We start from the raw sequence: 12,166 nt of genomic DNA, 5'->3' as shown, positions 1-12,166 counted from the left end.
TGATAGCTATTCTTGTTTCACCCCCGAAATGCCCCCGAAATTATTATTCTTCTCGTATTTCTCCATGTTGTCTGTTTCGATTTTTTTGGAGATGTGAGCGTAAATATCAGAGGTTATTTGTATACTTCCGTGACCTAAACGTTCCTGGACATATTTCATATCAACTCCAGATTCAAGCATTAGTACAGCATGTGTATGTCTAAGACCGTGTATTGGCATGCTGGGTATGCCTGCGCGCTTTAGGATTCTTGAGAATGAATTAAAGAGTGAAGACTTAGGAATGAATTTTCCATCATCTTTACAAAGAACTAGGTTGAGATCGTGTCTGTAAACATTATTTAGTGCTAGCTTGTTTTGATTTTGATAATTCAGATGATACTTCAGATCGTTTACAAGTGACTTGCTCATTCGTATTGTTCTTTTTGAATTAAAAGTTTTTGTATCCCCGAATAGGCTCTCATTTTCTTTAGCACTAAAATCAAGGGTTTTACTAATATTAATAGTTTGATTCTTGAAATCAATGTCTGTCCATTGCAACGCTGCTGCTTCACCTTTTCGCATTCCAGTCTCAATAAGCACTTTAAAGAAAATCCAATAGATGTACCCATACTGATGAGCAGATTGTAGAAATTTGGGAATATCACAAGATTCAATGAATTGTACAGATTGTTCCTTTTTATGTCCTTTGATGGTTACTCCATTACAAGGATTTTTTTCGATTTTGCAAAGAGTAACAGCCTTTTCCATAGCATTATGCATTGTGGCATGAACCAATTCAACAGTTCTTTTACTGTAGTTGCTTTCTGTTAAGGAGTTTAGAAATTTCTGATACATAATTGGTTTGATGTCTTTAATTCTAATTTGTTTGAAATATGGAACGATGTGATTATCAATGTTATTCTGATGCAAAATCAACGTGTTTTTCCTAATAGTCCCCTCCTTGTATTCTTTAAGCCAATTTTGGAGAAAAGTAGATAATTCAATATCATCGGTCTGTTCAAAACCTTCATTGATTTTCTTCTCAAAATCAGCAGCAGCCAACTGCGCTTCTTTTTTTGTGAGGAAACCTCTTTGTGATTTTTCTCTGAATTTCTGAGTGAAGGGATCTTTATATTTCACTCGGTATTCCCAGCCTGTACTGTGTTTCTTGAAATTTGCCATTCAATTCCCTCCATAGGAACGCCAGTTCCCCTTAATATGTATGTTAAACCGCCTTGCAGCGGTGAAAGCGCAAGGTTATGAATAGAGGTTATGAAGTTCTTTTGGAATACCACAACGAAGAAGATAATTTTCTAAGGATTCATCTTCGTTTTGGTTAGTCGAATAGGTAAGGAGTTTCAGTGCAAAAACATTAGCTTGTTTTTCAAATTTTCCGGCGTTAAAAAAGGTGTGCTCATCAAGCCAGAAACGGCTTATGCCTGGGTGTAACCTATCGTGCCCGAGTTCATGAGCACAAACTACCTTTTGCCATTGCTCGTCTAAACCGTTGTGAATTACGATAAACCTTCGCCTTAGCTTTCGGTAGTATAGTCCTCGTGTACCTTCATCAAACTCTGCATATCGAATCAGAATATTCAATCCTTTGGCAATCTCGAAGGGGTCATTTGTCTTAAACTTTCGTACAAGTTTATGAATAGTAGTATCCAAACTGAACCACCTACTCTTTGTTGTCGTTTGAGGTGTCTTTAGTTTTGTTGTTCTTTCTACCGTAAGTTTCTTTGTTTAATTCTTTTGCCTCCCAAAACAGCCCCGTTAAAACATCCAACACTCGTTGACGTTTTTCGCCCTCAATGGGAACCCCATCAAACATGACAGGTTTATCATCCTCAAGCATTTTTTTGAAGTCAGCTATGTCTTTTGCAGAAGCCCATTCTGGAATTTCTAATGGGTTTGATTCTGACGATTTCTCAACTGATCGACCTAAAAGATAATCAACTGATACATTGAAGTATTCAGCTAACTTAGATGCTATTTCTGTACTCAAAGATCGTGTTCCTTTTTCTAGGTTGTATAAGTATTGTGGAGTAATTCCAAGATATTCGGCAACATCCACACCGCTAATATCCTTGAGTTTTCTTAGCTCTCTTATTCTATTGGGATAACCAGGCATGATTTTCCAAAACCCCTTTAAACTAATTGATGATTATATATTATCAACAAATAGATTAATAAACAAACATCAAATAGATTAAAAATGGAGCAAATGGACGAAAAAATGAGCAAATAAATTAAACAATAGGATTAATAAAGGAAAATGCTTGAAAATGCATCTATTTGATTAATTTTTCGTTTGATTATATTAATCTATTAGATTAATATTTAAACAAGGAGGTGATTAATGATGAGTATTTCAGAACAAGTAAAACCGATTATCGATAGTAAAGGGCTTAATCCATCAGAGCTGGCTCATTTAATAGGTTGTTCGCCACAGTATATGCACAACTTGCTCAATGGCAGCAGAAGATGGAATGAAACAACACTAAATAAAATTTGTGACGCTCTGGATCTGGAGTTCAGAGTGTTACCCAAGATAAAGGAGAGGAATTGAAATGAACGGATTACTCGAAATCAATATAGATGAATCGGAGGTAAAGAAGCTATGCAGAGAACGTATAACGGAGTTAATTAAAGAAATTGATGCCGAATATGTCTTTTGGGATTCCTCAGAATTAAAAAAACGGACATGCATGAGCTGGAATACCATTCAGGATAACTTTTTTAATGATAAGCGGTTCCCTAAGGTGAAAATCGGTGGAAAGTGGTATTTTCCAGTTCGTGAAACGAGAGAGTTTTTACAACATTGGCTTTATGAGCAAGGGGGCAAATAAATTGTCTCCTGAGCGTTTAGAACAACGATGTGCTGCAACTTCTAGGCTGAATGAAATCCGTAAGTTATTAATTCATGGACATTTGTTGAATGATGCTGGCTTTGACCTGATGAGCAATGAGGCCGCCAGGTTGGAAGCAGAGTTACGGAGAAAGGAGGCAGAATCTTGAAGGATGTATTTTCTAGTAGGGACAAGAAACGCCGCTCGATCAGGAAAGAACTCAACTCTCTATACCGCGAATTTATGGAGGCGGAAGCCGCTAAAGATCTTAAATTAATGATTTCATTGGATCAAAGAATCAGGTCACTAAAAGGGACTTTGTTGCGCATTGATCCGGCGGAAGAACCGGAGCCATGCAATAGAATACCCAAAAAAGAACAAAGATCACGTCTGGGAAACGTGATCTAAGTCGGAACTTTTTAAAAATTTTGTACATCGATTATACCAAATTTGAGATGGCTCAACAAGTCGTCGTGAAATTATTCAGGATTTACTAGGCTATGTCACGCATCCGTCACACGTGACATAGCCGTGACAACAAGAGCATGTCACAGATACATGCAGCAGCAGACGGAAGGAGGTCACGTTTTTGGCGTGGATAGAAAGTCACCAGTCTTTACCCGGACACCCTAAAACCAAAAGATGTGCTCGTAAGCTTAAGGTATCTATTCCTACTATGGTCGGACTTCTTCATTTGCTTTGGTATTGGGCCATGGACTATGCCCCAGATGGTGATTTAACAAAGTTTGAACCTGATGATATCGCAGATGCCATGCAGTGGGAGGGTGATGCCGATCAATTGCTCTCCGTGCTTACAGATGCAAGGTTCATCGATCAGGACAACGGACATCTTCTGATACATGACTGGTTTAATTATGCTGGCCGACTCATTGAAAAACGAGAGCAAAACACTCAACGGAAACGAAAGTCACGGGAAAAGGCTAAACAATCAGATGACCGTCACGCATTCGTCGCGCGTGACACAACCGTGACGAATGAAGGAGTCACGGGGCTACCTAACCAACACAACCAACACAACATAACCGAACCTAACCAACCATACCAAACCGAACAACAACCAACAGAACCAAACCCGATCAATCCAGTCGGTAGTAGTCGTCCTGAGTTTGAAATGAATCCTTATAGAATGTTTGAAAATGAAGGCTTCGGGACCATTAGTCCTGTGATCAAAGACCAGATCGACGACATGTTGATTACATACGGTGAACGTTGGATATGTGAGGCAATGAAGCGATCTGTAGTAGCCGGTAAACGAAAGATATCCTACGTAGAAGGCATTTTAAAGAACTGGAAAGCTGAGGGGATTGATGAACCTTGGACGAAGGAGCAGCCAAAGAAACGGACAGGCTCCCAAAGTAAATCAGGCAAACCGTCAATTCCAATCATGACTAACGAACCGCCACCTGACAATCATATAACTGATGAACAAATGGCCGAGATGATGGAGTTTGCTCGTCAGATGTCGGATAAACCAGATGCGTAGGTTATGGCTGAACAAAGCTCAGGCGCAAGCGTCCAGAATGCCATGCCTCATACCTCGACAGGTCGAAATCGACGGCAAATGGGTGTGGGAAGGTAAATGGGTGAGCGCTCCTGAACCGGTTGCAGACATTTTGCTGACGTACACACGTTGCACTCAATTAGGTTGTCCAGTAGGTGAAAAGGAAAAGCCAGCTGCATACGTATATTGCTCGAGCGAACTCAGCAGTTACCGATATGTGCCGATATGGCCCAGGTTCATAGAGCAGATCGATATAAGCAAAGTGAACGAGCTGGAATTACGAGTGCTTAAACGCCGAAGAGGCGATGGAGTTAGAGATAAATCGAAAGGGTGAACTGAGATGGAACAAGCAGTGAAGAAACTGCAAGACGAGATCACAGGCAGCCAGAGCAATCCATACATCCAGGTAATCGGAAATTTTTTGATTCAACATGTACAAGCCCATCCAGAATGCGCGGAGAAGATTCTGGATAAAGGCAAGAGCATTGCCAAGAGCTTGGAAGCTATGAAAAACGAAGCAAAAAAGAAACAATCAAACGGCATGGCCATGTTAACAGATGCTGAAGGCTATGCAATTGTCTTGAAATACTTCGAGATCGACGGGCAACCTGTCCAAGCCGTGCAAACCATTCAACCAGAGCCGGAAGTTTCACGATTCGATGTGAAGCTTGACGACTTCATGTGAGGTGATGGCGATGAAATATGAAGAATTCAAAGCCCATTTCCCGGAGAAGATCAGCGCTCAGTTGGAACGGTATGTGACAGACAACGTTTTTAAGGAAAGCCGGTACTTGTTTATTAAAACGGTCGCAAAGGTGCAGTTTGCTTATTGTACACATTGCAAAAAGCAACATCGCCCATTGGAGAGATTGCGTCACAAGCAAGTAGAACTTGCTATATGTCTGAACTGTAAATCCAAGTGTGGCGTCCGGTCGGCGGGGATCGGCAGAAAATTCATGTGTGATACTGCGGTGCTGGTCTGGTACGAAAAGTCTGTGCAAGACAACCAAGCCATAACGGCCAGGGTGATTAGCGTCTATCGGGATTATAGCGGTGACTTCAAAGAAGTGATCACCAAATACAATTCCAGTCATATGTACTTGTTTCAATCGGGAAACAGCACCTATTTTAGCTACTCAATGAAACAGCCTAAAAAGCTACGTTCGGCATTTGATGGGGAATATAAGTATGGAAGTTGGAAGAAGCATATGTCCGTGAAAAACATTCGCCAAGCTGTACAGGGCACGCCGTTTCAATACTGCACTTGGGAGCAGTACACCAAGTACGACAACGGTGCATACATCAGCGATATGACCGAGTTTTTCGACTTAGCTGCACGTTATCCTTGCATCGAATACCTGACCAAATCCGGATTTTCCTCCATGGTGTGGGCCAAGCTCTACAGAGATAAAACATATGGTGCAATCAATTGGAATGGGAAAACGATATTCGATGTACTCAGGCTGAACAAAGCGGAATTGAACGAGATCCGCAAGTCAGGTTTGGAAGTATCCCCTCAGGCACTGAGAACTTATCAAAAAAATCGAAAAAAGGACATGGGGTTAGGGGTGGTAGAGTCGATATTGGCGGCGGATCTTGAAATGCCGATCTACCAGGACTATCTTAAAGAGCTACTCAGGTTGACTACCGAGAAAGCAATTTACAAATACGTGTTAAAGCAGATACGGAATCATGGTGATCACTATAAGCGTGCAGCGAATGTTATCACGGATTGGCGAGATTACCGCTTAGATTGCCTGGAATTGAATATCGATATCAGGGAGGATAGAAATCTATTCCCGAACGATCTTCATGAAGCGCATGACAAGTTGAGGAAACAGATCAAAATGAAAGCGGATGAAGCGTTGAACAAGAAAGTCGCTAAACGAGTTTCGATTCTTGAATCATTCCGATTTGAAAAGTATGGTCTCATTTTACGACCAGCAGAATCAACGATTGAACTCTTTGACGAAGGTAAAATGCTTAAACATTGTGTGGGCAGATATTCGGAAAGATACGCGACAGGGTACTGCGATATTTTCTTTATCCGAAAGGCAGAGGAACCGGACAAGCCGTTTTACACCTTGGAGATTCAAAAGGGCAAGATTGTCCAATGCAGGGGGTTCAAGAACAACGATATGACTCATGAAGTTGTCGCCTTCGTTAAAGCATTCGTTAAAGAGAAGCTTACAAAAAAGAAAAAATCCAGAATCAAACTAAATAGCCGCCAGGAGGTTGCCGTATGACAACGCAAATTATGTTACGTTCACCTGAAGTTATCGCTGCTGAGATTAGATCCATTGACCAACAAGCAAGGCAGTATGTCCTTCAATCCGCTATCGATATCGGTAGAAAGTTAAAAGAAGCAAAGGAACTTGTTGCGCACGGTGAATGGGGCGGCTGGCTCCAGGACAACGTGAACTACAGTCAGTCAACGGCCAACAATTTCATGCGAGTATCCGAAGAGTATGAGAATTCCCAAACGCTTGCTAATTTAAGTTACACGCAGGCGGTCGCGCTGCTCTCCATTCCAGCCGAGGAACGGGAATCCTTCGCGGAAGAGAACAAGGTAGAGGATCTTTCAACGAGAGAACTTCAAACCTTGATCAAAGAGAAAAAGGCGCTGGAGAAGCAGCTGAAAAAGGCTAATGAGCAGACGGAGTATGAACGAATGGAACGCGAGAAGGTGGAAAGCAGCTTAGCCGAAATGCAGAAACAGAACGGCATGAACTATGAACTGGCCGAGCGTTACAAGTCCGATCTGGAAGCAGCTCATAAAATTGGAGATGTCGATCAAATTAACGCGATTCAGAAGAAACTCAACGAAAAAGAGTCTGAGTTGGTGGACAACCAGAAGAGAATCAAGGAGCTTGAAAAACTACTCAAGGCCAAACCGATTGATATCCCAGCGCCTGAAATTATCGAAAAGGTACCGGAAGATGTAGAGAAAGAATTGGCCCAGCTGCGCGAACAAGTGAAGCGAAATGAAAACAAGGCAATGGCAAAGTTCGCTGTTATTTTCGAAACAGTAGTCAAGGACTTTGATAATCTGCTCGGTGCATTATATGAAATCAAAACAACAGCACCTGATGAACATGCTAGATTTTTGAATGCAGTTTCTGGCCTGCTTGGACGAATGTCAGAAAAAGCGAAATGAGTACGCTGATCCCGAAAGCAGCTCAAATGGTCGATGATGCGTTACATCGGGTGATTCAAAAAGGAAGCAAAATCGAGAACTTGAAGCTGATGGTTTGTCCATCAGCTCCGATTTCTCAAAATCAGACGATAGAAACCAGATTCGGAGTATTGCGGATTGAACCAGGCATGTATGTCCCAAAAGGGGTGGCTTACATAATTGAAGACCCACTACGTAAAGGGTTCGGGTTTGCCTGGGTGTCTAAACGGGATGAGATCAAGGAGGCATAGCATGAGGATCGATAAATTAAAGACTGGTCGAACATACGTATATCGAAACGGTTTGTTGCGCCGGCTTGAGAAAATAGAAGTCAAAGAAGGAATATTGTCAGCGGGTTATATACCGATTGATCGTAAAGGAAGCGAAGGCCAGATCCGATGGTCCAAAGCTGAAACGTTTGCTCAACATGCGTTGGGAGAGGCCAAATCATGAATATGAAAGAAAGGAGCCAAGTATGGGGGCAACGGTGATTCAAATGGAAATATACCCGAGCGTGACAGAAGCCGAACGTAAAACTGTAAAAAAGCTATTGACCAACTATCCAAAGTTTTCCCGTCAGGTTAATGATGTGAGGCGGAGAGATCCAGAAAGTTTAACGCCCCAGCAGCAGAAAGTTTTAAATGAAGGCGGTCGGATATTAGATGAAATTAATGTTGCTGTTGGGCTGATTATAGATGAAGAAGTAAAAAGGATTTTTGAACACAGGTACATCAAAGGTGTTAAATATTCTGGAACGATAGATGCTTTCTGGTCGGAGCATGGGCGCAGTGAAAAAACGATTGATCGCCGAATAGGGGTCGGTGTGGATACGATTGCGGAACATTTGAAGCTATGCGGAATCATCGGAAAAAGTGACGGTTAACTGACGCAGTAATGACGGCGGTTTGACGCCAAAGTGGCGGTTGATTAGCTATACAGTAGGCACATAGAGAGGAGTTCAACCTCTCCGGTGTGCCTACTGCCCGTTATCGCGGTAGGAACTCGGCCGCGCTGTGGGATGGAACGAATCATCCTTAGACGTTCATCGTCAGGGGTTCGGTGTGAGGTGGGGTTCGATGCCCCGAAACCGCTCCATCCGGGCGGGATAGAAGTACGGATTCTTCATGGCCTTCAAGGATTAGATAGGTTCGAATCCTATCAAGGCCTTAATAATATACGAAGGAGCTTCCATATGAAGCCGAACCAAGACGAATCAATGTTCCAACAGCCCGAGAAATGCAGAGGCTGTGAGTGGGGGGCCTGGACCGGCACTAAGCAAACTTGTATCCGAAAAGAATGCCAGAGGGATAGTATAGCTACTAAAAAACGTGACTGTTTTTTCTATCTCCCCAAAACTTTTTGATAAAGGGTTCCTATTTCTATAATCTGTGTTATTATTTTAGGAAGAATTACCCAAAATGATAAAACAGGTGGTCTATATGACGGATATATTTGAAGCAGAAAATGTTAATGATTCTGAGTCCTCTTACAAAAAGTTATTAACATCGACGATATCTGAAGGATATCCAAAGTATATACAAGACGGCTTGCTAAAGAATATGGAGAAGGGAGAGGTTTTGCTTTTAAGAAAAAGAAAGACACCCCGATCCGAAGACATCCTTGATCTATCAGAGGTAGAAAGCACGATTGATCGACTTTCATTGGCTATTGACCGTGAACAGAAAGCAGTAAAGCATATTGAGCGGAACGAATTCTATAAATCGTATAAATACGCTGCATTTTTTCATGTTAATCAAATAAAGGAAGATCTAATTAATGACTTGCTAGATAAAGGGGAAATCAACGACTTTGTAAGTCCTAGTTACAAACACGATTTCTCTACCAATATATTACAAGGCGTTGCCAAGCCAACCCTTTTTGTGATTGGTAATGTCTTTATGTTTAAGTTTAGTAAAGTTCTGAGTGGTCATGTTCCTGGATCGGGAGAAAAAAAGCAAATTAAGTACCCAATGCTGGGTATTTATTTTAAACACATGAATATCCTTGAAGTCCGATTAGATAGTGCGAGCGCGATGTTTAGACCATCTGAATTATTTTATGAATCGCAAATCGGCTCTGTTTTAGATTGGTTTGCAAAAAAACTTCAATGTTCCTTTAAACCAGTTAATTTTCCTCCGGTTATTGAATACATCAGAAAAAATAAACAACCAGAAGTAGTAGTAGATGCTCAATCAATGAGTTTCCAAAAAGGTGGAAAAGCTATTCTTGAGAATGGAATCAATGAAAATTACGTTCTTCCTTTACTCGGTGAATTGAAGGAATTGATGAGTGCTAATAAAGAACTCTTTGATAATAGCCCAGAAATAAAAAAGTTGCTTGAAACCTTCGTTACTGAAACCGAAACGCTCGCGGACTTACCATGGATTACTTTGGTTTGGAAAAGCGACAAGACTAAAGTGAAGTTCAAGTTCGGTGTCACAGATGAAGATTATACAATTTTACAGTATTATGGTCGTCATTCTGAGATGGAGAAGATGGATTATGTCACCGAGTATATTATTAAAAATCAGAAAGAGCTTAGAAAAATCGAAAAAGCTAACGCCGAGCAAGCTAGAGAGCTTACTCTCGATGATCAAGTCGTATAAAAAAGGGGATTATATTTACCCAGGTGCAATTATTAGGCATCTTGATATCCCAATGAGTGAAGTTTATGGCATTCTAGAAACTGTAAAAGACCTGGGGATAATAAAACCGCATTACGAGTTATATTGTAGAAATTGTAGGAGATTTACAGGGATCGGATACGAAACGATTAACCAGCTGCCACAATATGTTGAATGTGAAGAATGTATAACTGAGTTAGATCCAATTAAAGACAGCATAGTTATTTACAAGGTGATCATTGATGGGTGATGTCGGGCTTTCAATTAAAGAATATTTCTTAAGTCAGTATGCTGATGAGAAGACGAGGTTTAGAGAAATCACAAGGCTTGATGAAAAAGACGAACATGAATATAAAGTACTTCTTGAAAAGCTAATTAAGCTACATGAAGGATCAGGTAAAGCAACTACAGGAGAAAAGGGGAAAGCCCTTGAACATTTGGTGACATTTCTTCTCGAAAAATCAAGTATATTTAACGTGTATGAGAATATAAGGAACACCACCAATGAAATCGACCAGCTGCTTGAGCTAAATCACATCGGAAGAGACCTGAAGAAATTTATTACACTTCCTGGGGAAATGTTTCTCTCAGAATGTAAGAACTATAATAAAAAAATTGGTGTAACATGGGTTGGAAAGTTCTTTACACTTCTTGCCTCAAATCAATCTAAAATTGGTCTTCTTTTTTCTTACTATGGCCTTGCGGGGAGTAATTGGAGTTCAGCTTCTGGGTTAACGAGGAAGCTTTTCTTACTCAGGGAGAAACTAGAGGATCGAACACATATTATCGATATCAATATCAAGGATTTCAAAGCGATAGAGCAAGGTAAGAGTTTATTGGAGATTATTGATGCAAAAATGAAAGCACTAAGAATCCAAACAAACTTCGATAAATTCCTTAAGGAAAAACACCCTGCTTTATTAGAAAATTCGGATGATGACGTTGACTAGTCGCCTTTAAAGGCGACTTTTTTTATTTCCGCTGAAGGAACTGAAGCTCATTCTTATAAAGTTTGTAGAAAATGTTGCTGCAATAAGTAAGCTAACCAAAATTGGTTACAGGAGCGATTCCGAATTACATACAGTGTTGGATTAATCGATACTGAAAAACCATGTTGTAATTGGGGACATAGATCCAGAGATGTTTGTTTGTCTTAATAAGGATAAGCGATCCATGAAAAGAAAGGGTTGGCTTTTCTAAAGTATCTAAAAGAGATATTCCCAAACGCTTGGGAATTTGTGAGGTGGTGATATGAATTTTGTTCAACCGATACGAGATCAAGAAACGATTGAAGCGATTAAAGATTTCCTGATGCAACAATCCCATCGGAATTACATGTTGTTTGTATTCGGCATTAATACCGGTTTGCGTATCCAAGACATGCTTAAGTTTAAAGTCAAAGACGTGATGGGCGAATATCTCGTCATGACAGAGATGAAGACCGGGAAGCGAAAGATAATGAAGATTCCACCGGTACTGAAGCGAGAGATAAAAAGGTACATCGCCAATATGAATCCGGAGGATGTTCTCTTTCCCTCCAGGCAAGGCGGGAAGAATAAACCGATTAAAAGGGACATGGCCTATAAGATTATGAAGGCAGCAGCCAAAGAGTTTGGCCTCGTGGATATCGGCACCCATACTCTTAGGAAGACGTTCGGCTACCACATGTACCAAAAGAAAAAGGATATCACCTTGGTTCAGAACTTGCTTAACCACTCAGACAGGAGCATTACGATGAGGTATATTGGCATGGATCAGGACATGATGGATGCGGCCATGAATGACTTTGGTTTATAGAGATCCCTTCATTGAATGAGTGTGGAACTCAAACCATGAAAGAAGCTGAAAGCCTTGGGAGAGTAAGAAGAAATCAACCTGAATGAGTTATGCTCTTTATTAAGATATGAATAACTTAGAGAGCAGAAGAGGCCATTCAGTTCATATATAGAAGGTGATGAAGCCTGAGAGCCCAATCGTGGCGCGGCCTCGCGGTTTTTTGGGTCGCGGGTCCTTCCCA

Annotated in this window: 16 protein-coding genes; 13 read left to right on the top strand and 3 right to left on the bottom strand. The window is 40.9% G+C overall.

The features are described 5' to 3' along the window. Positions 1–6: 6 nt before the first annotated feature. The 3 genes from JNUCC32_RS13575 to JNUCC32_RS13565 form a co-directional block, all read right to left on the bottom strand. Positions 7–1,161, bottom strand: a complete 1,155-nt coding sequence (locus tag JNUCC32_RS13575) for a site-specific integrase (RefSeq protein WP_192572405.1) — start codon at positions 1,159–1,161, stop codon at positions 7–9. Between the two features lie 75 nt (positions 1,162–1,236). Further along, positions 1,237–1,647 (bottom strand): ImmA/IrrE family metallo-endopeptidase, encoded by a 411-nt coding sequence (locus JNUCC32_RS13570; protein ID WP_192572404.1) that lies wholly within the window; start codon positions 1,645–1,647, stop codon positions 1,237–1,239. A gap of 10 nt (positions 1,648–1,657) precedes the next feature. After that, on the bottom strand, positions 1,658–2,110 hold the full coding sequence (locus JNUCC32_RS13565; protein WP_192572403.1) for a helix-turn-helix domain-containing protein: 453 nt from the start codon (positions 2,108–2,110) through the stop codon (positions 1,658–1,660). 228 nt (positions 2,111–2,338) lie between these two features. Here JNUCC32_RS13565 and JNUCC32_RS13560 point away from each other — a divergent pair, with 228 nt between their 5' ends. From JNUCC32_RS13560 to JNUCC32_RS13500, 13 genes are all read left to right on the top strand, one after another. Continuing rightward, the gene (locus JNUCC32_RS13560) at positions 2,339–2,548 is read left to right on the top strand and encodes a helix-turn-helix domain-containing protein (RefSeq protein WP_228468957.1); all 210 of its coding nucleotides are present in this window, start codon (positions 2,339–2,341) and stop codon (positions 2,546–2,548) included. 1 nt (position 2,549) lies between these two features. Beyond that, complete coding sequence (locus JNUCC32_RS13555) at positions 2,550–2,828, top strand: group-specific protein (protein ID WP_192572402.1); 279 nt, start codon at positions 2,550–2,552, stop codon at positions 2,826–2,828. A 165-nt stretch (positions 2,829–2,993) separates the two neighbouring features. Further along, positions 2,994–3,236 carry a hypothetical protein gene (locus JNUCC32_RS13550; protein WP_192572401.1) on the top strand — a complete coding sequence of 81 codons (243 nt, stop codon included), beginning with the start codon at positions 2,994–2,996 and terminating at the stop codon, positions 3,234–3,236. Positions 3,237–3,417: 181 nt separating this feature from the next. After that, a complete protein-coding gene (locus JNUCC32_RS13545) occupies positions 3,418–4,332 on the top strand; it encodes a DnaD domain-containing protein (RefSeq protein WP_192572400.1) in 915 nt (304 codons plus the stop codon). 358 nt (positions 4,333–4,690) lie between these two features. Further along, a complete protein-coding gene (locus tag JNUCC32_RS13540) occupies positions 4,691–5,035 on the top strand; it encodes a Cas9 inhibitor AcrIIA9 family protein (protein WP_192572399.1) in 345 nt (114 codons plus the stop codon). Positions 5,036–5,039: 4 nt separating this feature from the next. Next, positions 5,040–6,596, top strand: coding sequence for a PcfJ domain-containing protein (locus tag JNUCC32_RS13535; RefSeq protein ID WP_192572398.1), 1,557 nt, complete (start codon positions 5,040–5,042; stop codon positions 6,594–6,596). Further along, the gene (locus JNUCC32_RS13530; protein WP_192572397.1) at positions 6,593–7,507 is read left to right on the top strand and encodes a DUF3102 domain-containing protein; all 915 of its coding nucleotides are present in this window, start codon (positions 6,593–6,595) and stop codon (positions 7,505–7,507) included. Before JNUCC32_RS13535 ends, JNUCC32_RS13530 begins: the two co-directional genes overlap by 4 nt. After that, entirely contained in the window at positions 7,504–7,776 is a 273-nt protein-coding gene (locus tag JNUCC32_RS13525; protein ID WP_192572396.1) for a hypothetical protein, read from the top strand. Before JNUCC32_RS13530 ends, JNUCC32_RS13525 begins: the two co-directional genes overlap by 4 nt. 1 nt (position 7,777) lies before the next feature. Further along, complete coding sequence (locus JNUCC32_RS13520) at positions 7,778–7,978, top strand: hypothetical protein (RefSeq protein ID WP_192572395.1); 201 nt, start codon at positions 7,778–7,780, stop codon at positions 7,976–7,978. A gap of 22 nt (positions 7,979–8,000) precedes the next feature. Then, a complete protein-coding gene (locus JNUCC32_RS13515; protein WP_192572394.1) occupies positions 8,001–8,408 on the top strand; it encodes a hypothetical protein in 408 nt (135 codons plus the stop codon). A gap of 535 nt (positions 8,409–8,943) precedes the next feature. Further along, positions 8,944–10,131, top strand: coding sequence for a hypothetical protein (locus JNUCC32_RS13510; RefSeq protein ID WP_192572393.1), 1,188 nt, complete (start codon positions 8,944–8,946; stop codon positions 10,129–10,131). 260 nt (positions 10,132–10,391) lie between these two features. Then, the gene (locus JNUCC32_RS13505; RefSeq protein ID WP_192572392.1) at positions 10,392–11,099 is read left to right on the top strand and encodes an acetylglutamate semialdehyde dehydrogenase; all 708 of its coding nucleotides are present in this window, start codon (positions 10,392–10,394) and stop codon (positions 11,097–11,099) included. Between the two features lie 301 nt (positions 11,100–11,400). Next, positions 11,401–11,946, top strand: a complete 546-nt coding sequence (locus JNUCC32_RS13500) for a site-specific integrase (protein WP_009594507.1) — start codon at positions 11,401–11,403, stop codon at positions 11,944–11,946. Positions 11,947–12,166 lie beyond the last annotated feature (220 nt).

Source organism: Paenibacillus sp. JNUCC32 (assembly GCF_014863545.1).
In the GTDB taxonomy this organism is placed as follows: domain Bacteria; phylum Bacillota; class Bacilli; order Paenibacillales; family Paenibacillaceae; genus Paenibacillus_AQ; species Paenibacillus_AQ lautus_A.
Note: the sequence above shows the minus strand (reverse complement) of the source record. Positions and strands in the feature narration are given on the sequence as shown.